The organism is Streptomyces sp. NPDC050535, from assembly GCF_044457665.1.
Taxonomy (GTDB): domain Bacteria; phylum Actinomycetota; class Actinomycetes; order Streptomycetales; family Streptomycetaceae; genus Streptomyces.
The window spans coordinates 224030-244545 of the sequence record NZ_JBITHE010000007.1; the positions used below are offsets into that span (position 1 = coordinate 224030).

Below are 20516 nucleotides of genomic sequence, written 5' to 3' on the forward strand. Positions count from 1 at the left end.
TGTGGCGGGCGTGGGTCTGACGATTCGTGATCGTTGCGGTATGCCGGAGGTATGCGGTATGCGCAGGGTGGCGGACTGACGCCGAAGAAATAGGCAGCTCGCGAGCAGCTGAGGCTGGAGGCCGCGGAGCGGTTCGCGCGCGGCGAGAAGACCATGGACGTCTCACGTGAGCTGCGGGTCGGGGAGCGCCAGGTGGAGAAGTGGCGCAGGACGTGGCGCGAGGGCGGGGTGGAGGCGCTGCGGCCGAAGGGGCCGATGTGCGTGGAACTGTTGAGCCCCTCGACCCGCAGGAAGGCTTCTGGTCGCTGGTCGAGCGCGGGCTGGCCGATTTCGCCGCCGCCGACCTCGACCACCTGGTCCGCGTCATGAAGCTCAAGCGCAAGAGGATCCGGTACCGAGCGGAGCTGATCGACGGTTGCCTCACCGAAACCGGACTGATCATGAGTGCCGGATGATCGACCGGACCGCCACTGCGAGTTCAACCTCAGTAGCACGGCCTGCTTCGCCTCCGTTGATTGGTCATGGCGCGATAACGGCGGCATGGCGCATATGGCCATCGGAGGCGAATCGGTCCGCCGCTCTGCGGGCGCCATCGAGCTCGGAGTTCCGGGTGCCGGCACGGACCGGCAGCAGGTTGAGGACCTCGACGTCGCCCGTCCGCACTGCCGGGTGCCGGCGCGCCAAGGTGGTCAGCCCTCGCCCCGGACCGATCTCTGCGAGCAGCAGCTTCCGGTCCCGCAGCAACGCGTCGAGGGTCGGCCAGAACAGCACCGGTCTGGCCGGCTGGAGTGCCCAGAACACCGGGTCCACCGCCGTCTCCGGATCCAGCACGGAACCCAAGTACGCCGAATAGATCGGGACACGCGGCGGGGACAGGCTTACCGTCCGCCATCCGGCGATCGTGGCAGCTGCCGCGTCGGCCACCACGGGACTGTGGAAGGCCTGTTTCGCGCGCACGGTGATGCAGGTGAGCCTGTTGGACCGCAACGTTTCGGCCAACTCGGCCAGTTCTGTTCGGCCCCCGGCGATCATGGTCTGCTGCTCGGCGTTGACCGCGGCGACCGCGAGCGTGCCGGACAGAAATGGTGTGATGTCGGCCGCGGAGGCGGAGACCGCCAGCATGCCGCCCGGCGGGGACGCGGCGTAGTGCTCGATCCGATCCACCATCAGCCGCACGCCGTCGTCGAAGTCGAGCACGCCGGCCAAGGTGGCCGCGACCATCTCTCCGACACTGTGCCCGAGCAACGCGGCCGGCCGAACGCCCCAGTCCAGCACCATTCTCCCGAGAGCGCACTCGACCGCGTACAACAGAGGCTGGGCCACGGTCACGTTGTCGTACCGGTCGCCAGGAGAGTCGGACAGCCAGTCGTGGCGGAGCGCGGCACCGTCGTCTCCGAGCAGGTCGAACGCGCGATCCATGGTTTCCGTGAACACATCAACCGCGCCGTAGAGCCCGGCCGCCATCCTCGGATACTGCGATCCCTGACCAGGAAACAGGAAGGCCACCTGCCTGCTCCCCGTCATCTAGGCTCCCTCTGGCTGCCCGTAGTCTGCCTGCCCATGCCTAGTCGGCGCGGCTCGCGGAGCAGTCGAGCCCGGTTCGAGGCTCGGCCGAGGGAAACGGCTGATGCCGGCGGCAACAGTGCTGAGCAGCGCCCGAGCTCAGCCCGCAGCCGCCATCGCATCGCCGACGATCTCGATAACGGCACAGGTCCAGGACATGCCGGAGCCCACAGCGGAAAGCAGGCAGCGCTGGCCCGGCTGGAGCTTCCCGGCCCGTTGCAGGTAGTGGAGACCGGCAAACTGGTCAGCGGCGCCAAGGTGACCAACGGTCTTGGCCCAAGGCCATGTCGTACGGTCCGGATCGATTTCGAAGCGACGGAAGTACGCGGCGTCCAGGCGTGCGAACCCGAAGTTGGGAAGCACGTACCAGTCGATTTCGCCCAAGGTGGTCTCGGCCTCGTCGAGGACGGCCTTCAGCGCCTCGTCCTGACCGGCTCGCAACCTCACAAGCGTGTCCGCGCGACCGTGATCGCGTACGTAGTCGCGCACTCGTCTGTCGGCATCCGGAGGCCCGTTGAGAAACGGGGCGTCCGTGAACGCCTCGTCGCCGCGATGCAGCGCCTCCAGTCCGGTATCAGAGACGGTGACCACGCTGCGCACCCGGGCGAACCCAGCACGGTTCGACAGGACCAGCGCCGAGCCGCCGTCCGCGAACACCATCCCGCTCTCGGAACGCCACCGGTCGTACCCGGGAAGGCAGAACTTGTCCGCAGCCGTCAGCAACGCGACCGCGGGCCGGGACGCGGCGCGGGGCCCGTCCGCGGACCACGGGCGGGAGCGGCCGGCGACCGAGGCGGCGCCGAGTTCCAGCGCGGCCATCCCGCCGGCAGACATCTGACGAACCTCGAAAGCGGGGCAGGTGTTGCCAACTACCTGATTCTGGACGAAGGACGCTGCCGCCCAGAGGTCGAGTCCCTGGTGGTGCACAGATGAGTGCAGGACCAGGTCGACGTCGTCGGCACCGAAGCCGGCGGCAGCCAGCGCGCGCCGACCCGCCCGAGCGGCCATTTCGGGTGGGATGTCGTTTCCGGCGACGGTGACGGAGACGATGCCGTCCCGTGCGCGGCTGGCCCTGGTCCAACGACCGTCTGCGACGGCTTCATCGGTGGCGACTGCTGGAGGCAACCACGTGCCGGTCCCAGAGATGTAGAGCTGGTCGTAACGCATCGAGGACTCCCGTTCGCCGAGACTGCGCCACTGGATGGTCCGCGCTGTTGCTCGACGTCCGCTCAAGGTCTGCTCGCTCGGTCCTGGACACCCACGTCGCAGCGCCCGTCCGATCAACATCGAGTGACTGTCGACGACGTCTGACAAGGATGCGTCCGTATCGCAAAGCCGCGAGGGGAGAGCAGATGATGTCAGCTGACAGTGTGCTTACAGGCGGTGTGGATGCTCGTCACAACGCCTGGACCACTCGGGGTACGGCGAAAGATCTGGGAATCTCCACCGGTATCATCGGCACGGGGATTTACATCCCGAAGAAGATAGTCACCAACGACGAAATATCGGCGAATCTCGACACTGACGACCGGTGGATCCGGGACCATACCGGAATCATCGAGCGCCGCTTCCTCGACAGCGACATGTCCACTTCCGACATGTGTCTCGCAGCGGCCCGCTCGGCTCTCCAGGCGTCGAATGTCGCCGCGGAGGACATCGACGCCATCGTGCTGAGCACGATCACCCCCGATCAACCCCTGCCGTCCACCGCCCTCATCGTCAAGGAAAAACTCGGAGCCGATCGTGCGGTGCCCATCGACCTGAACCAGGTCGCCTGCGCGGGAGGTGTCTATGGGATGTTCCTCGCCAGTCACCTGCTGCAGAACCAGGCCTTCCGATACGTCCTGGTCATCGGCGCGGACTGCCTGAGCCGGCTGACCGACCCGACCGACCGGAGAACGCGGGTCTTCTTCGGTGATGCCGCAGGAGCTGTGGTCCTCGGCACCTGCGGCCCCGGCGACGGGTTACTGGCCTGGGACCTCGGTGCCGATCTGTCGTACAGCGTCGAGGTCGCCGCGGGTGGTGCCAGCCGGCCGACCACCGCACAGACCGCTGCGGACGGCGGCCAGTTCCTGCGGATGGATGGACGCACGGTGTGGCAGCAGGCCACGAAGAGACTTCCGGAGAGCATTTCGAGTGCCTTGTCCGCCATCGGACTTCAGCCGACGGACGTACAACACATCTTCGTCCACCAAGCGAATCTGAACATCATCACCGAGGTTCTGCGGCGGCTCGGGCTTCCCGAGGACAGTGCGCCGATCACCGTCGACTGGCTGGGCAACACCGGTGCGGCGTCGGTGTACACCGCCATGCATGGGTCCATGCGGCGCGACGATGTCTCGTCCGGTGACCTGATGGTGATCTCGGCAATCGGTGCGGGTTACCTGTGGGGCACCCTCTGCTTCCGAGTGCCGTGATGCCGGCCCGGCATTTGCGGGTCGATCGGGACAGAGGGGCGCTGTGGCTGCGTCTGGACCGACCGGACCGCGGAAACGCGCTCTCCCAGGAGCTGCTCGGCGAGCTTGCCGCGAGCGCCCGCGAGCTCGATGAGGACGTCGGCTGCGTGGTCCTGTTCGGCAGCGGCGCGAACTTCTGCGTCGGTGGGGACATCGACGGGTTTGCGGCCGCCGCACACCCGAGCGAGCACCTGCGGCGGTCGGCCGGCCTGTTGCACGACTTCCAGTCGGCGTTGCGAGACGCCGCCGTGCCCGTTGTCGCAGGCATCCAGGGCTGGGCGGCCGGCGCCGGAATGAGCCTGGCTCTGACCGCGGACATGATCGTGCTGACTCGCACCGCGCGGATGCGAGCCGCATACACCGGCATCGGTCTGTCCTGCGACGGCGGGATGTCCTGGACGCTGCCGCGGACGGTCGGCCACGCCCGCGCCATGGATCTCATGCTGACCAACAGGGTTCTCGAGGCGGAGGAGGCCCTCGCATGGGGTCTGGCCAGCCGTGTGGTCGACGAGGACGACCTCACGGCCGAGCTCGCCGGCCTTGCCCGCGGGCTGGTCGACGGCCCACGCCAAGCCTCGGGTGCGATAACGACACTCGCGCGGAAAGGTCCGGTCCGCACCCTGGAACAGCAACTCGATGCCGAGACCGACGCACTGGCCGCGTGCGGTGCGACCGCGGACAGCCGCGAGGGCATCCGGGCGTTCGTCGAACGCCGCCCGGCACGCTTCGGTGCGGCGGCCCGGACCTGACGCAGCCTCCTGGCCTGGCGATAAGCCCAATCTTGAATCCGTCTCGATCGGGAGTGCCAAGTATGGAGACATCCGTTTCCGACGGTTTGCGTCGAACACCGATACCAGAGTCCAGACCGTTAAAGGAGTCGCGATGACCCGGCGTGTGGCCATCACCGGAATCGGCGTGCGAGCGCCGGGCGGTGGGAACACCAAGAAGTTCTGGGAGTTGCTGTCGTCGGGGACCACCGCGACGCGCAGGATCTCGATGTTCGACGCGTCCGCGTTCCGGTCGCAGGTCGCGGCCGAGTGCGACTTCGACCCGGCCGCGGAAGGACTGACGGCGCGGGAGATCCGGCGGATGGACCGCTGTGTCCAGCTCGCCGTCGCCGCCACGCGCGAGGCGTTCGCCGACAGCGGCATGGAGCACGAGGACTTCGACCCGACACGTATGGGTGTCTCGGTCGGCAGCGCGATCGGCAGCACGGCCAGCCTCGACCGGGAGTACAACGTGCTCAGCGACGGCGGCCGGAAATGGCTGGTGGACCACGAGTACGCCGTCCCGCACCTGTTCAACTACATGGTCCCCACTTCGCTGGCCGCCGAGGTCGGCTGGGCGGTGGGCGCGGAGGGCCCGGCCGCGGTCGTCTCCACCGGCTGCACCGCCGGGATCGAGTCCGTGGCCCATGCCGCGCGGCTCATCCGCGAGGGATCGGCGGACGTGATGGTGACCGGCGGCAGCGACGCGCCCATCTCGCCGATCGTGGTGGCCTGCTTCGACGCGATCAAGGCCACCACGCCCCGCCTCGACTCCCCGGAACGGGCCTGCCGCCCGTTCGACGGCACCCGCAACGGGTTCGTACTGGCCGAGGGCGCGGCGATGCTGGTGCTTGAGGAGTACGAGCGGGCGAAGAGCCGGGGGGCGCACATATACGCCGAGCTCTCGGGGTTCGCGGTGCGCACGAACGCCTACCACATGACAGGGCTGCGCTCCACGGGGGAGGAGATGGCCGCGGCGATCACGGCGGCCATCAGCATGTCGGGCCGCGCCCCGTCGGACATCGACTACGTCAACGCGCACGGTTCGGGCACCAGGCAGAACGACCGGCACGAGACGGAAGCGTTCAAGCGGACCCTCGGCAAGCACGCCTACCGGACACCCGTCAGCTCGATCAAGTCGATGGTGGGTCACTCGCTGGGCGCCATCGGCTCGATCGAGATCGCGGCCTGCGTGCTGGCGCTGGAGTACGGCCTGGTGCCGCCCACCGCGAATCTGCACGAGGCCGATCCCGAATGCGATCTCGACTACGTGCCGAACGAGGCGCGTCCCGCACCCCTGGAGACGGTGCTGACCGTGGGCAGCGGCTTCGGCGGCTTCCAGAGCGCCATGGTGCTGAACAAGGTGGCCGCGTGACCGCGCGGAGCGCCCTCACCCGGGACACGGCCGCGGGTGGCGTGGCCGAGACCCTGCCCGGTGCGGTCGTCACCGGCATCGGGATCGCCGCGCCCAACGGCCTGGGGACGGACGCGTACTGGGCCGCCGTCCTGCGCGGCGAGAGCGGTATCGGCCGGATCACCCGGTTCGACCCCTCCGGATACCCGGTGCGGCTGGCCGGCGAGGTCGAGTCCTACGATCCCGCCGAGCATCTGCCGGGGCGGCTGGTTCCGCAGACCGCCCATACGACAAAGCTGGCGCTGATGGCCATGGAGTGGGCCGTGGCCGACGCGGACGTCGATCTGGGGGCAATGCCACGGGACCGGGTCGGCACCGTGACCGGCAACTCCGTCGGCGGCCTGGAATTCAGCCAGGAGGAGCTGCAGAAGCTGTGGAGCCTCGGCAGCAAGCACATCAGCGCCTACATCTCGTTCGCCTGGTTCTACGCGGCGAACACCGGGCAGATCTCGATCAGGCACGGTCTGCGCGGCCCGGGCGGCGTACTTACCGGACATGTGGGCGGGGCGGACGCGGTCGCGCACGCGCGCCGCTATGTGCGGGACGGCCTGCCACTGGTCATCTCCGGCGCGGTGGACAGCGCGATGTGTCCGCTCGGCTGGGTGACCGAACTGACCACCCGGCAGGTCAGTACGAATCCCGACCCCGCCCGCGCCTACCTGCCGTTCGACACCGCCGCGAGCGGCTACCTCCCCGGTGAGGGCGGCGCCATCATGATCGTCGAGGACGCGAAGGCCGCGAGCCGCCGCGGTGCCCGTCCATACGGCTCGATCGCCGGATACGGGTCCACCTTCGACCCCCCGCCGGACTCCGGCCGGGAGCCGGGGCTGCGGCGGGCTATCCAGATCGCGCTGCGGGACGCGGGGCTGTCGCCGGCCGACATCGACGTGGTGTTCGCCGACGCGTGCGGGGTCGCCGAGCTGGACCGCGCGGAGGCCGCCGCCATCACCGGCGTGTTCGGCCCGCACGCGGTTCCGGTCACCGCGCCGAAGACGATGACGGGGCGGCTGCACTCCGGTGGTCCCGCGCTCGATATCGCCACGGCACTGCTCAGTCTCCGGCACGGTGTCATCCCGCCGACGATCAACGTGACGGAGACGGTCCCGGCCGACCGGCTGGACGTGGTGCTCGGCGAGCCTCGCGAGGCGTCGCTGCGAACCGCGCTGGTGCTGGCCCGCGGCGACGGTCTGAACTCCGCGGTCGTGCTGGCCGGAACCGGCATCACCGTGGCGAAGGAGGAGGACCGGTCCTCCGGCCCATGGTCCGGGCGGCAGGCGTAACCATCGTCGCGCCGCCGGATGTCGTCGCGTCCATGGCACACCCACCCCATCGCGACGGCCCAACGCCGCGAGTCGCGATCTGCCGGGCGGATCCCCGCGCAGATCGCGACTCGCCGGCAGGCAGTACCCGTACGGCAACTTCCCTGGAGAGGAAACGAGATGACCACGTTCACCCTTGCCGACCTGGTTCGGTACATGCGCGAGGCAGCGGGCGAGGACGAGACGAGCGTCCTGGACGGAGACATCAGCGCGACCACGTTCGGCGATCTCGGCTACGACTCGCTCGCCCTGATGGAGACGACCAGCCGGATCGAGCGGGAGCTCGGCGTGAGCCTGCCCGAGGAGACCATGGCGACGGCCGAGACCCCGGACCAGTTCGTCCAGGTGGTCAACGAGCAACTGTCCACCTCGGTGTGAGGAGAAGACACATGCCGAGCATCGTCACCGTCCACACGTTCGACAGCGGTGGCATCGACGACGTCACCAAGGTCCTTCAGGACTTCGATGGTGAGTTCGCGCCCGAACTGCCCCAACTGCGCCGCAGGCAGGTCTACGGCTACTGCGATCTGTTCGTGCAGATCCAGGACTGGGATGTCGCGGACGCGTCCGAGGCCCACCGGATCACCACCACCGACCCCCGGTGCACGCGGCTGGACGAACGCCTGGCGCCGTACCTCGGCGAGTACGCCGCCCCCGCGACCTGGGACGGCCCGACCGACCGGCCGACCGCCACACGCTTCTACCTGTGGCCGGCCGAGCGACTGGACAACCTGGAGCAGACGCACTCCGCGGTGATCGTGAACACCCAGCAGCAGGAGCACATCCCGCAGGCGTCGCGGCTGTTCGCGGAGTCCGACGCGACCGACTTCCCGCACACGATGGGCACGCTGCGCCGCCAGATCTACCTGTACCGCGGTATCTACCTGCACATCCAGGACTTCGCCCACGCCGACAGCCGCAAGGTGATCAGCGCCGTGTGGGACGACCCCGACCCCCGCTTCCTCCAGCTCGTCGAGGACCTCAAGAAGATCATTCCGCCGTACAGGCCGGAGGGCGGGGCGTTGGCCACTCGCTTCTACCACTGGGCCGCGAAGTAGGGAGACGCGTATGTACGAGGCGACGGCCGAGAAAGAAGAGCAGGGGTTCGACAACTCCAGACCCGAGGCGCCGAAGCAGCTGAGCCTGCTGTCGGACATCCTCAACCGGGAGACCTTCACAGTCCTGGACGGGCTCGGTGCCGGCGGCGGGCGGCGGTGCTGGGACATCGGCGCCGGTGACGGATCGGTGGCCCGGTGGCTGGCCGACCGGGCCGGCAGCACCGGCCAGGTGATCGCCAGCGACGCCAAGCCGCAGCACGTTCCGCAGCATCCGGGCATCCAGGTGATCGAGCACGATGTCACCACCGACCCGTGGCCGGAACCGGCCTTCGACCTGATCCACGCCCGGCTGGTGCTGATGCACCTCGCCGAGCGCGAGGAGATCGCCGTCCGGCTGGCCGGTCACCTCCGGCCAGGTGGCGTACTCGTACTGACCGACTGGTACTGCAACTGCGCGGCCGGGATGGTGGCCACACCCGCCGACAAGCACACCACCGAGATCTGGCAGCACTGCCACGACGCCGTGCACACGCTCGGCGAGCGGACCGGCATGGACCTGGCGTGGGCCCCCCGTACGGCCGGTGTGCTCCGCGCCGCGGGCTACGACGTCTCCACGAAGCTCTTCCGGGACACGGGACAGGGCGGCACACCGAGCGCACTGCTGGCCCGGTTGCACACCTTCATGCTCGAACCGCATCTCAGGGTCAACGCGCACCTGACGCCGGACGACCTGGAGACCATCCGCAGCAACCTGCTCGACCCCGAGTTCGCGATGACCACGTACCTCACCTACACCACGATCGTCCGAGCCTTGAACGAGGTGCCCGCATGACCGATGTACTGAGCTATCCGATCCGGCGCCAGGAGCCCGGCCTGCTGCCGCCCGAGTACGAGGCGCTGCGGGAACGGGGGATCGGCCGGGTGCGTATGCCCACCGGCCACCTGGCATGGCTGGTGGTGAACCCCGACTACGCCCGGCTGGTGCTGTCCGACCCGCGGTTCAGCGCGAACAAGCTGCTGCCGGACTTCCCGAGGCTGTCACCGCGGCCGATGGAGAAGCTCAAGCACTGCGCACCGTTCCTGGTCAACATGGACGGCAGGGAGCACGCGCTGGCCAAGAAGCCGGTCGTCCAGGAGCTCTCCCCGCAACGGGTCGCGGAGGCACGGCCCCGCCTCCAGGGCGCCGTGGACGAGATCATCGACGCGGTGCTGGGCCGGCCGGAGAAGCCGGTCGACCTGGTGCAGGAGCTGTCGTACCCGGTCGCGTGGCGGCTGCAGGAACTCCTGCTCGGCCTGCCGACGGCCGAACTGGTCACGATGCGGCAGAACATCTGGGACCTGGTGGTCACGGCCGGCACCGAGGACGAGGAGGTGGCGGCAGCCGCGCGCCTGCACGAGCACGTCGCGGACGTCCTCGCGGAGAAGGAGAAGCACCTGGGCGACGACATCGTCAGCCATGCGATCGAGCAGCAGCTTGCCGAGTACGGGAAAGTCGACCGGTACGAGCTGTCCAGCCTGGTGCTGGCGCTGGCGTTCGGCGTCCATCACTCGGTCGCGACCATGGTGTCGCTGGGCGTACTCACCCTGCTGACCCACACCGACGAGCGGGCGGTGCTGCTCGGCCAACCGGACCGGATGACGGTGGCGGTGGGCGAGATGCTCCGGTACTTCTCCATCAACGACGCCACCCCGCTGCGGCTGGCCCTGGAGGACGTGCGCGTCGGTGACACGCTGATCAGGGCGGGTGACGGCGTGGCGGTCCCGACCCTGCCCGTCAACCGTGATCCGGCGGTGTGCCCGTTCCCCAACCGGCTGGATCTCCTGCGGGAGCGTCCCACCAGCCACCTCGCGTTCGGCTACGGGCCGCACCGGTGTGTGGGGGCCCACCTGGCGCCGGTGCTGCTGGGGATGGTCTTCACGACGCTGTTCGAGCGGATTCCCACGCTTGAGCTGGCCGTGGCCGAAGCGGAACTGGAGTTCAAGTACCACTCGCAGCAGTCGTTCGGCCCGAGCGAACTGCCGGTCACCTGGTAGCACCGCTCCCCGAGTTCGGCTTCCAGACACTTCCAGATGCTTTTGGACATACGACGCATGCGAGGTGACTGTCATGTCAAGTACACAACAGCAGGTCAAGCACGGCGCGACCATCGACGCCGGTTGTGACGCGGCACTGGATCTTGTCGCGGCTGTCGAGGGATGGCCGCAGTTCGACCGGACCGCCGTGCACGCGGAGCGGCTCCGCGCCACAGAGCGCGGGGAGCTGATCCAGCACTGGTCACTGTCCGGTGACTCCGCCGTCCGCACCTGGCGAGTCCTGCGCCGGGTCGACCGCGCGGCTCGCCGCATCACGTTCGAGCAGGAGGAAGCCGAGCCGCCGGCCACCGGGATCCGCGGGGAGTGGGTGTTCACCGAAGTGGCGCCGAACCGGACCGAGGTCGAGCTGCGCCACTACGTCGACGCGCCCGCCGACGCCGACCTCGGCCCGCTGCTGAAGGGGATCACCCAGGACGGCCAGGGACAGCTCGACCTCCTGCGCGAAGCGGCGGAACGGCAGGCGGAGAGGGACGAGCTGGTTCTTTCCTTCGCCGACCCGCTGTTCGTCGCAGGTTCCGTCGAGGACGCCTACGACTATCTGTACCGGGCCGATCTGTGGCCCGAGCGCATCCCGCACGTGGCGGCGCTCGTCCTGTCCGAGGAGGTGCCGAACATCCAGTTCTTCGACATGGACACCATGTCGTCGGGCGCCAGTGCGCGCACCCGCTCGGTGCGGATCTGCCTGCCGCCCCACCTGATCGTCTACAAGCAGATCACGCCTCCCCCGCTGCTGGACGCGCACACCGGCCACTGGCGGTTCACCGAGACGCCGGAAGGCGTCATCGCCGAAGCCCGGCACACCGTCACGATCAAGCGCTCTGCGCTGTCCCTGCTGGGAGACGGGACGACGGTCGCCGACGCGCGCCGGTACCTGCGACGCCTGCTCAGCGCCAACAGCATGAGCAACCTCCGCCTCGCCAAGACGTTCGCGGAGGAGCGGGCAGGCGTGTGAACAGCCGACAACCGCCGACAACCGCCGACAACCATCGATCAAGGAGACGCCTTGCCCAAGGAGACGACCGGACGGGGCGGGGGCCTGTGGGCGGCAGCCGACCTGCTGACCCCGATGTCCATCCGGGTAGCAGCGACATTGCGGCTGGCCGACCACATCGCCGGCGGCACCCGGACAACCGAAGCGCTGGCGGCGGTCGTGGACGCCGACCGGGAGACGCTGGGACGACTGCTGGACCATCTGGTGACCGCCGGCGTGTTGTCGCAGGTGGAGCCCGGCACCTACGGCCTGACGGCTCCGGGTGAGCACCTGCGTGAGGATCACCCCGAGGGGGTACGCGCCTGGTTCGATCTGGAGGGGGCCGTCGGCCACGCCGATCTGGGCTTCGTCGAACTGCTGCACACGGTTCGTACCGGCGAGCCCGCGTTCCAGCGCCACTTCGGCCTGACGTTCTGGGAGGACCTGTCGGCCGACAACGGGCGTGCCAGGTCCTTCGACACCCTGATGGGATCCCGGCTGACGGCGAACGCGCCCGCCGTGGCGGACGCCTACCCCTGGGGCAGCCTCGGTCATGTCGTCGACGTGGGCGGCGGCGACGCCAGCCTGCTGATCGCCATCCTGCGCGCCCATGACGGCCTGCGGGGAACGGTCGTCGACCTGGCCGGAGCGGTTGCCCGCGCCAAACAGGCCCTCGCCGAGGCCGGCCTCGGGCACCGGGCCGACGCCGAGTCCGGCAGCTTCTTCGACGCCCTTCCTCCCGGAGGGGGCGGCTACCTGCTGTCGAGCATCCTGCACAACTGGCCCGATCCGGAAGCGCTCAAGATCCTGCGCCGGTGCGCCGACGCGGCGTCGGAGACCGGAAAGGTGCTCGTCGTGGATCACTTCAAGGACCAGGGCTTCACCCAGCAGACAGAGGGTGACCTGCGCATGCTGTGCTACTTCGGCGGCCGGCAGCACACCCTCGACCAGTTGGGCGCGCTGGCCGGATCCGCCGGGCTCAAGGTCACCTCGGTCACGCCGGTGGGCTCGCTCTCCGTCGTCGAACTGCTCCCCTCCTGATCCACATCAGGCGCACCCACCTACGGAAGGGTTCCGAGTCATGTCAGAAACCAAGCAGTACGACGTTCTCGTGGTCGGCGGTGGACCGGCCGGATCGACGACCGCCGCTCTGCTGGCCAAGGCCGGTCGCGATGTCCTCCTGCTCGAACGCGAGCGTTTTCCGCGCTACCACATCGGGGAGTCCCTCATCACCGGCGTGACCCCGGTGATGGACGCGCTGGGGTTGATCGACGAACTCGACGCCCGGTTCCAGTGGAAGTACGGCGTCACCCTGGTGTGGGGCAGCGAACCCGAGCCCTGGCGCATCTCGTTCGGCCAGGCGGGCCTGTACGACCACTCCTGGCACGTCGTCCGCAGCGAGTTCGACCAGTTACTGCTGAACAAGGCGCGGGAACTGGGCGTCGAGGTGCGGGAAGAGGCACAGGTCACCGAGGTGCTCACCGGCGAGAACGGTGAGGTGCGGGGGGTCGCGTACAAACACGGCGGCGAGAAGCACCGGGTGGCGGCCCGTTTCGTCGTCGACGCTTCCGGCCAGAGCCGGGCCGTCTCCCGCAATCTCGCCGACGTCTCGTGGCAGAACGACCTGCGCAACGTCGCGGTCTGGAGCTACTTCAGCCCCTACAAGCCGCTGCCGGACGGCAACCAGGGCGACATCCTCGTGGAGTCGGTCAAGGGGGGTGGCTGGTTGTGGGGAATACCGGTCACCGGGGAGAAGCTGAGCCTCGGCCATGTGCTGCCGGTGGACCAGATGACGGCGAAGACCGCCGACGGGCGCAGCCAGCAGCAGGTGTTCGAAGACGCGGTTGCCGCGAGCGAGGTCGCCCAGTGGATGATCGCCGGTGGCGAACGCGTCGACGCGGTACGCACCATCCGTGACTGGTCGCATGTGTGCGAGCAGTTTCACGGGCCGGGCTGGCTCACGGTGGGTGACGCGGCGGGATTCATCGATCCGCTGTTCTCCCAGGGCGTGTGGCTGGGCACCTCCGGAGCCTGGATGGCGGCGCGGGCCCTGGACGCCGCGCTGGAGAACCCGGCCGACACCGCCCGCGCACTGGACCGGTACCAGACGGTCTACCGGCAGCTGTTCGACGAGTTTCTTTCGTTCGTCCGGTTCTTCTACGACCCGACGCGGATACGGAAGATGTACATGGAGCGCGCGCAGCAAATGGCCCGTGTTCCCAGGGACAACCTCCAGGGCGGCTTCGCCTCCATGATCTCCGGCATCCAGGCACTGCCGGATGTCACCGGGTTCGACCCGTTGGGGACCGAGTCCCTGCAAGTGGGGCGGGCGTGAGCTGAGCGAGCGGACGGCGGGGCTGCCCCGCCGGCCGTCGCCATCCGCCCAGGAGTTTGCTTTCGGAAAGAAAACCCGATCAGGACTCCCCGACGCGCGAAAGCCGGGCTTCGACACCGTCCAGGAGTATCGCCAGCCCGTTCTCGAACAGCTCGTCGGTCTCGGCGAACTCGGACTCCTGGACCATCCGGCCCAGATGCGGGAACTCACCGGTCGCGAGCATGGTCTTGAGATACGGCCCCATGCGCTGCTGCCAGGTGTGCCGGTCGAGGCCTGACTTGCGCCCGGCCGCCCACTCGCTCAGCTCGGCCTGCACGGCACCGTTGACCCAGTGCTGGATCAGGTTCAGCACGTCGAGCATCCCCTCGATGCCCAGGCCGCAGCCATCGAGCAGCGCGAGGTCGCGCTCCTTGGCGGACAGGACGTTGGGGCCGATGATCGGGCGGCCGGCCAGGAGTTGGGCGAGCCAGGGATGCCGTCGCAGGGTCTGCCGGTAGCGGCGCGCCAGGGTCGCGAGGTCGGCGCGGATGTCGCCGGTCGGCTCCTGCGGCTCGAAGCCGACCACCTGGTCGACCATCACCGCGTACAGGTCCTCCTTGGCCGGAAGGTAGCGGTAGAGGGTCATCGCACCGGTGCCGAGTTCCTTGGCGATGCGTCGCATCGATACGCCGTCGATGCCTTCGGAGTCCGCGATCTCGACCGCCACGGCGGCGATCTGCCCGCGACTGTACGTCGGTGCCGGGCCGCGTGCGGGCTTCTCGGGGCGCATCCAGATGATCGGGTTCGGGTTGACCACGGGAGCCAGTCTAAACGGCTCCCGTCCACTTGCGTACACCGACCGCAGTTTGCTACTTTCGTTTACCGCATACACCGTACCCAGTTATTGGAAGTGAACTGGAACGGACTGGAGTGGACTGAAGCGGAGTGGACTCTTGTGGATAACCCGGTCGTGTACACGAAAGCGCTGCGGAAGGAGTTCGGCGAAGTCGTAGCGCTCGACAACTTGGACCTGGCGGTGTTACCGAACACCGTCTACGGCCTGCTCGGCCCCAACGGCGCGGGCAAGAGCACCCTGGTGCGGATACTGAGCACGCTGACCAGGCCCAGTGGCGGGCAGGCCGTCGTCGCCGGCCATGACGTGGCCCGGGAACCGGGCAAGGCTCGCGAGGCGATCGGGCTCACCAGCCAGGCCGCCGCGCTCGACAAGAAGCTGACCGGCCGGGAGAACCTGCGGATCTTCGGCCGGCTGGCCCGGCTGGGCGTCCGCGGCGCCCGGCAACGCGCCGACGAGCTGCTGGAACGGTTCGATCTCGCCGACGCCGGCGACCGGCTGGTCGGCACCTACTCCGGCGGCATGCTTCGCCGCCTGGACCTGATCACCAGCCTGCTGCGGGCCCCGACGGTGCTCTTCCTCGACGAGCCCACCACGGGTCTCGACCCCCGGAGCCGACTGGGGATCTGGGACGCCATCCGCGACCTGGTGGCCGAGGGCACCACCGTGCTGCTCACCACCCAGTATCTGGACGAGGTGGACCAACTCGCCTCGGCCGTCGCCGTGATCGACCACGGCCGCTTGATCGCCGAGGGCAGCCCGGCCGAGCTCAAATCCGAGATCGGCAGTCATATCGACGTCGAAACGGATTCCCTTGACCATCTGCCGGGAGCCATGGCGGTCCTGGAACGGCTCACCGGTCAGCGCCCGGAGGCGGACGGGACGCACATCGTGGTCGCGGCCGTCGGCGAGGTGCCGACGCTGCCACGGGTCGTGCGCGAACTCGACGCGGCCAACGTCGTGATCCGTGATGTCGGCATCCGCCGGCCGAGCCTCGACGACGTCTTCCTGTCGCTGACCGGCAAGCAGGCCAAACCCGCGGAACCGGCCGGGACTCCGGGAGTGATGGCATGACCACCCTGATCGACGGCTGGACCCTGACGCAGCGCCAGCTCCTGCGACTGCGCCACCAACCCGGCAACCTGATCGCCATGCTGGTGATGCCGGCGGTGTTCATCGTGCTGTTCGGGTTCGTGTTCGGCAGCGCGATCGGCGTACCGGGCGGCGGCAACTACCGCGAGTACCTGCTGCCCGGGCTGTTCGTGATGACCACTGTCCCCGCCATGTCCTCGGCGATGGTGGACGTCGCGATGGACCAGAAGAGCGGGGTGATGGACCGCCTGCGCTCAATGCCCACCACCCGTGCGTCCGTGCCGCTGGGCCGGTCCGGCGCGGACGGGCTCACCGGAACGTTCGTGCTCGCGGTGATGCTGGTCTGCGGGCTTGCCGTCGGCTGGCGGGCACACAAGGGCGTCGGACCGACGCTGGCCGCGATCGGGCTGCTCCTGCTGTTCCGGTACGTCATGTCGTGGGTCGGCACCTTTCTCGGCCTCGCGGTCTCCTCGATCGAGGTCGCGACCAGCCTGGCGCCACTGACGTTTCCGATCAGCATGCTGTCCAACGCGTTCGTACCCACGGACGGCATGCCCTCATGGCTGCAGGCCATCTGCGACTGGAACCCGATCAGCTCGACGGTCGCGGCGGCCCGGGTGCTGTTCGGCAATCCCGGCGCTCCCGGACCGGACGCCGCCTGGCCGCTGGCCCACCCGGTGACCGCGAGCCTGCTGTGGTCCGCCCTGCTGCTGGTGATCTTCGTACCGCTGTCGGTACGCCGTTTCGCCCGCGCCGGTCTGTAGCCGGACGCCCACCTGACCAGCAACCAACCGTCACGACACAGAGGAGGACCACCATGCACCGCCCCCTGACACCCAACGAGATCGCACAGCTGAAAGCCGCTCACGGGGACATGCTGAACCGGCCGGCGCACGAACTGGACGCCTTGAAGGGCCGGCTCAAGGCGAAGCACGCCTCGTTCAGCGAAGACGAGCGGGCCAGTATGGTCGACCGCCTTCGTTCGGGCCGCCTGCCCCAGTAGGACAGCCGCGGGGGGGGGGGGGGGGGGGGGGGGGGGGGCCCCCGCCCCCCCCCCCCCCCCCCCCCGGCCCGTCTTCGCCGACCTCGGGTATCGATGGCGTATGAGCTGCGCGCCACTGATCCTCCACACGTGAAGTCACGTGATCCCTCATGCGTGAAGTCACGGCGGGCCGAGACCACCCAGACGTCGAGACCACCCAGACGTAAGGATCGAGCAGTTGGACATGTCCAAAGGTGTCGCCGTGATCACCGGTGGCGCATCCGGGCTCGGCCTCGCCACCGCACGCCGGCTCACCGCGGCCGGAGCCCGTGTCGTCCTGGTCGGCCTGCCCAGGTCGGACGGCGAACGCACGGCCGCCGCACTCGGCGACCAAGCCTGCTTCGCCGCGGCCGACGTCACCAGTCCCGAGCAGGTGACCGCCGCACTGGACACGGCCGAGGCGCTCGCCCCCATCCGCGCGGTCGTCACCTGCGCCGGCATCCTGCGCGCCTTCCGCATCGCCGGACGGCCGGGCGCCGCGCAGACCGCCGACTTCCGACGCGTCATCGAGGTAAACCTCCTCGGCACCTTCAACACCGTCCAGCTCGCCGCCGAGCGAATGGCCGCCAACGTCCCCGACGAGGAGGAACGCGGGGTCATCATCACCACCGCCTCCGTCGCCGCCTTCGACGGGCAGATCGGTCAGACCGCTTACGCCGCCGCCAAGGCAGGCATCGCGGGCATGACCCTGCCGCTCGCCCGCGACCTCGCCGAACACCTGATCCGCGTCGTATCCATCGCTCCCGGGCTGTTCGCCACCCCGATGCTCGCCGGCCTCCCGGACAAGGCACGCGCCGCGCTCGCCGCCCAAGTCCTCCACCCTGCACGGCTCGGAGATGCTGCCGAGTACGCGGCGCTCGTGGAGCACATCATCGCCAACCCCATGCTCAACGGCGAAACCATCCGCCTCGATGGGGCGATCCGCATGGCCCTCCGCTGATTCCCCCTCCGCGCTCGTACGCCGCCGGCCGCTGCTGTGCCGCCCGTACCCGGGCCACGTCGAGCCTGGGCGAGCGGCGGCCCTGCGTCCACCCGGTGACCGAAGCCACGATCTCAAGTCCGAGGAGGCCCTTGCCGAGGACCCGGTAGCGGACCAGGTCGATGCTGCGCGGGTGCTCGCGTACAGGTGTGGTCGACCTCCACGGCAACGCCCGACCGAACCGGGACAGTGCAAGGAAATCAGCACCGGCCCAGCACGGGGCGGGTTCCCCAGGGTGATCACAGGTGCCTCCAGGTCAGCACACAGTCAGCACGGGTAGAGCGAGAGCCCCGGATTACTCCGGGGCTCTAACGCTTTGAGCTGCATGTTTGCCGTCAGGAACGATCGCTGCTAACACGGCGTCTCAGATACCGTCCGCACATACGTGCCAGACTGCCAGATTCCACGTCACCAGAGGGAGCCACCGCCGACAATGGACAGCACCGCAGCCACCTCGCTGTCAGGGGTCTGGGACCAGGTCTTCGGCAGCCAGCCGGACCCCGATCTGTGGGTGGTGATCGCCGCCCTCGCCGCGGCCCTCGCCGTGACCGTCCCGCACGGCGTCTGGCGGCTCTCCCGCAACGCCATCACCATCGCGCACGAGGGCGGCCACGGTCTGGTCGCCCTGCTCACCGGCCGCAGTCTCAGCGGCATCCGGCTGCACTCCGACACCAGCGGTCTCACCGTCAGCCGCGGCAAGCCCACCGGCCTCGGCATGATCCTCACCGCCTCCGCCGGCTACACCGCTCCCCCGCTGCTCGGCCTCGGCGGCGCGGCGCTGCTCGGCGCGAACCACATCACCGCGCTGCTCTGGCTGGCCACGGCCCTGCTGGTGGCGATGCTGGTGATGATCCGCAACGCGTACGGCGCGCTCACGGTGCTCGTCACCGGCGGCACCTTCGTGGCGGTGTCCTGGTTCGCCGGCCCTCAGGTCCAGGCGGCGTTCGCGTACGTGGTGGTGTGGTTCCTGCTGGTCGGCGGCGTCCGCCCGGCCTTCGAACTCCAGGCCAAGCGAAGCCGCGGCGGCGCGGGCGACTCGGACGCGGACCAGTTGTCCCGCCTCACGCACGTACCGGCGGGCCTGTGGCTGTTCCTGTTCCACGCGGTGTCGCTGTGCTCCCTGATAGGCGGCGGCCGGTGGCTGTTGAACCTGTGACACCGCAGAGGCTGCTTTTCGGTGCGCGACGGCCTGCCGGAGCCGTTCCCCGGCGAAACCCGGCACCGCCAACCCCCACTAAAGTGGGCGCATGACCGTTAACCCCGCCCACACCGACCTCTGGCCCGCCCCGCACGCGAGCGGAGCCGTCGACGCGACGGTCCACGTCCCGGGGTCCAAGTCGGTCACCAACCGCGCGCTGGTGCTCGCGGCGCTCGCCTCGGAGCCCGGCTGGCTGCGCCGCCCGCTCCGCTCCCGCGACACGCTGCTGATGGCGGGCGGGCTGCGCGCGATGGGCGTGGGCATCGAGGAGACGGTGTCGTCCAGTTCCACGGTCGCCGTGGGCCCGGACGCCTCGGGCGAGGCCTGGCGTGTCATCCCCTCGGGCCTGCACGGCCCGGCCACCGTCGACGTCGGCAACGCCGGCACGGTGATGCGTTTCCTGCCCCCGGTCGCGGCCCTGGCCGACGGCCCGATCCGCTTCGACGGCGACCCGCGTTCCTACGAGCGCCCGCTGAACGGCGTGATCGACGCGCTGCGCCTGCTCGGCGCCCGGATCGACGACGACGGCCGCGGCGCACTCCCGCTGACCGTGCACGGCGGGGGCGCACTGGACGGCGGCCCGGTGGAGATCGACGCGTCCTCGTCCTCGCAGTTCGTCTCCGCCCTGCTCCTGTCGGGACCGCGCTTCAACCAGGGTGTGGAGGTCCGCCACATCGGCTCCTCGCTGCCCTCCCTGCCGCACATCCGGATGACGGTCGACATGCTGCGCGCGGTCGGCGCCCAGGTGGACACCCCGGAGTCGGGCGGCGAGCCCAACGTCTGGCGGGTCACGCCGGGCGCCCTGCTCGGCCGCGACCTCACCGTCGAGCCGGACCTGTCCAACGCGCAGCCGTTCCTGGCGGCGGCCCTGGTGACCGGCGGCAAGGTCGTGGTCCCCGACTGGCCCGCGCACACCACCCAGCCGGGGGACAGGCTGCGGGAGATCTTCACCGAGATGGGTGGCTCCTGCGAACTGACCGAGGCGGGCCTGGAGTTCACCGGTTCGGGTTCGGTCCACGGCCTCGACGTGGACCTGAGCGAGGTCGGCGAGCTGACCCCCGGCATCGCGGCGGTGGCGGCACTCGCCGACTCCCCCTCCACGCTCCGTGGTGTGTCCCACCTCCGCCTGCACGAGACGGACCGGCTGGCGGCGCTCACCAAGGAGATCAACGAACTCGGCGGCGACGTCACGGAGACCGCCGACGGCCTGCACATCCGGCCGCGCCGACTGCACGGCGGCGTCTTCCACACCTACGACGACCACCGTATGGCGACCGCGGGCGCGATCATCGGCCTGGCGGTGGAGGGCGTACAGATCGAGAACGTGGCGACGACGGCGAAGACCCTCCCGGACTTCCCCGATCTCTGGACCGGAATGCTCGGGAACTGACGGGCGG

At 69.3% G+C, this 20516-nt stretch carries 21 protein-coding genes and 1 pseudogene; 19 read left to right on the top strand and 3 right to left on the bottom strand.

All coding sequences use genetic code 11. The features are described from left to right. Positions 1-108: 108 nt before the first annotated feature. Both ACIBLC_RS18500 and ACIBLC_RS18505 read left to right on the top strand, forming a co-directional pair. A pseudogene (locus ACIBLC_RS18500) lies at positions 109-237 on the top strand (helix-turn-helix domain-containing protein); the annotation flags it as partial. A 20-nt stretch (positions 238-257) separates the two neighbouring features. Continuing rightward, on the top strand, positions 258-455 hold the full coding sequence (locus ACIBLC_RS18505) for a hypothetical protein (RefSeq protein ID WP_399212025.1): 198 nt from the start codon (positions 258-260) through the stop codon (positions 453-455). Positions 456-519: 64 nt separating this feature from the next. On the opposite strand, the gene ACIBLC_RS18510 is transcribed toward ACIBLC_RS18505, so the two are convergent. Continuing rightward, entirely contained in the window at positions 520-1524 is a 1005-nt protein-coding gene (locus tag ACIBLC_RS18510) for an acyltransferase domain-containing protein (RefSeq protein WP_399212026.1), read from the bottom strand. A gap of 138 nt (positions 1525-1662) precedes the next feature. Further along, positions 1663-2730, bottom strand: a complete 1068-nt coding sequence (locus tag ACIBLC_RS18515; protein WP_399212027.1) for a ketoacyl-ACP synthase III family protein — start codon at positions 2728-2730, stop codon at positions 1663-1665. 185 nt (positions 2731-2915) lie between these two features. Between ACIBLC_RS18515 and ACIBLC_RS18520 the strand changes: the two genes are divergently transcribed. The 11 genes from ACIBLC_RS18520 to ACIBLC_RS18570 all read left to right on the top strand — a co-directional run bounded on the left by ACIBLC_RS18520 (position 2916) and on the right by ACIBLC_RS18570 (position 13976). After that, positions 2916-3980, top strand: a complete 1065-nt coding sequence (locus ACIBLC_RS18520) for a 3-oxoacyl-ACP synthase III family protein (protein WP_399212028.1) — start codon at positions 2916-2918, stop codon at positions 3978-3980. After that, complete coding sequence (locus ACIBLC_RS18525) at positions 3980-4768, top strand: enoyl-CoA hydratase/isomerase family protein (protein WP_399212029.1); 789 nt, start codon at positions 3980-3982, stop codon at positions 4766-4768. The genes ACIBLC_RS18520 and ACIBLC_RS18525 overlap by 1 nt, the downstream gene beginning before the upstream one ends. A gap of 133 nt (positions 4769-4901) precedes the next feature. Further along, positions 4902-6161, top strand: a complete 1260-nt coding sequence (locus ACIBLC_RS18530; RefSeq protein WP_399212030.1) for a beta-ketoacyl-[acyl-carrier-protein] synthase family protein — start codon at positions 4902-4904, stop codon at positions 6159-6161. Further along, positions 6158-7480 carry a ketosynthase chain-length factor gene (locus tag ACIBLC_RS18535; RefSeq protein WP_399212031.1) on the top strand — a complete coding sequence of 441 codons (1323 nt, stop codon included), beginning with the start codon at positions 6158-6160 and terminating at the stop codon, positions 7478-7480. Before ACIBLC_RS18530 ends, ACIBLC_RS18535 begins: the two co-directional genes overlap by 4 nt. Positions 7481-7639: 159 nt before the next feature. Continuing rightward, positions 7640-7897, top strand: a complete 258-nt coding sequence (locus ACIBLC_RS18540; protein WP_399212032.1) for an acyl carrier protein — start codon at positions 7640-7642, stop codon at positions 7895-7897. An 11-nt stretch (positions 7898-7908) separates the two neighbouring features. Further along, entirely contained in the window at positions 7909-8577 is a 669-nt protein-coding gene (locus ACIBLC_RS18545; protein WP_399212033.1) for a TcmI family type II polyketide cyclase, read from the top strand. Positions 8578-8587: 10 nt separating this feature from the next. After that, entirely contained in the window at positions 8588-9409 is an 822-nt protein-coding gene (locus tag ACIBLC_RS18550; RefSeq protein WP_399212034.1) for a class I SAM-dependent methyltransferase, read from the top strand. Further along, a complete protein-coding gene (locus ACIBLC_RS18555) occupies positions 9406-10611 on the top strand; it encodes a cytochrome P450 (protein ID WP_399212035.1) in 1206 nt (401 codons plus the stop codon). The genes ACIBLC_RS18550 and ACIBLC_RS18555 overlap by 4 nt, the downstream gene beginning before the upstream one ends. A gap of 73 nt (positions 10612-10684) precedes the next feature. After that, positions 10685-11623, top strand: coding sequence for an aromatase/cyclase (locus ACIBLC_RS18560; RefSeq protein ID WP_399212036.1), 939 nt, complete (start codon positions 10685-10687; stop codon positions 11621-11623). A 51-nt stretch (positions 11624-11674) separates the two neighbouring features. Continuing rightward, the gene (locus ACIBLC_RS18565; protein ID WP_399212037.1) at positions 11675-12682 is read left to right on the top strand and encodes a methyltransferase; all 1008 of its coding nucleotides are present in this window, start codon (positions 11675-11677) and stop codon (positions 12680-12682) included. 40 nt (positions 12683-12722) lie between these two features. Next, positions 12723-13976 (top strand): NAD(P)/FAD-dependent oxidoreductase, encoded by a 1254-nt coding sequence (locus ACIBLC_RS18570; protein ID WP_399212038.1) that lies wholly within the window; start codon positions 12723-12725, stop codon positions 13974-13976. A 79-nt stretch (positions 13977-14055) separates the two neighbouring features. Here ACIBLC_RS18570 and ACIBLC_RS18575 read toward each other — a convergent pair whose 3' ends face one another. Next, positions 14056-14772 (bottom strand): TetR/AcrR family transcriptional regulator, encoded by a 717-nt coding sequence (locus ACIBLC_RS18575; protein WP_399212040.1) that lies wholly within the window; start codon positions 14770-14772, stop codon positions 14056-14058. Between the two features lie 153 nt (positions 14773-14925). Here ACIBLC_RS18575 and ACIBLC_RS18580 point away from each other — a divergent pair, with 153 nt between their 5' ends. The 6 genes from ACIBLC_RS18580 (at position 14926) to aroA (ending at position 20509) form a co-directional block, all read left to right on the top strand. After that, positions 14926-15882 (top strand): ATP-binding cassette domain-containing protein, encoded by a 957-nt coding sequence (locus tag ACIBLC_RS18580; RefSeq protein WP_399212041.1) that lies wholly within the window; start codon positions 14926-14928, stop codon positions 15880-15882. Continuing rightward, positions 15879-16664, top strand: coding sequence for an ABC transporter permease (locus ACIBLC_RS18585; protein ID WP_399212043.1), 786 nt, complete (start codon positions 15879-15881; stop codon positions 16662-16664). The genes ACIBLC_RS18580 and ACIBLC_RS18585 overlap by 4 nt, the downstream gene beginning before the upstream one ends. Positions 16665-16717: 53 nt before the next feature. Beyond that, positions 16718-16903, top strand: coding sequence for a hypothetical protein (locus ACIBLC_RS18590; RefSeq protein WP_399212044.1), 186 nt, complete (start codon positions 16718-16720; stop codon positions 16901-16903). Between the two features lie 217 nt (positions 16904-17120). Next, positions 17121-17882 carry an SDR family NAD(P)-dependent oxidoreductase gene (locus ACIBLC_RS18595; RefSeq protein ID WP_399212046.1) on the top strand — a complete coding sequence of 254 codons (762 nt, stop codon included), beginning with the start codon at positions 17121-17123 and terminating at the stop codon, positions 17880-17882. A 472-nt stretch (positions 17883-18354) separates the two neighbouring features. After that, entirely contained in the window at positions 18355-19077 is a 723-nt protein-coding gene (locus tag ACIBLC_RS18600) for a M50 family metallopeptidase (protein ID WP_399212047.1), read from the top strand. A gap of 91 nt (positions 19078-19168) precedes the next feature. Beyond that, positions 19169-20509, top strand: coding sequence for a 3-phosphoshikimate 1-carboxyvinyltransferase (gene aroA, locus ACIBLC_RS18605; RefSeq protein ID WP_399212048.1), 1341 nt, complete (start codon positions 19169-19171; stop codon positions 20507-20509). Positions 20510-20516: the final 7 nt, after the last annotated feature.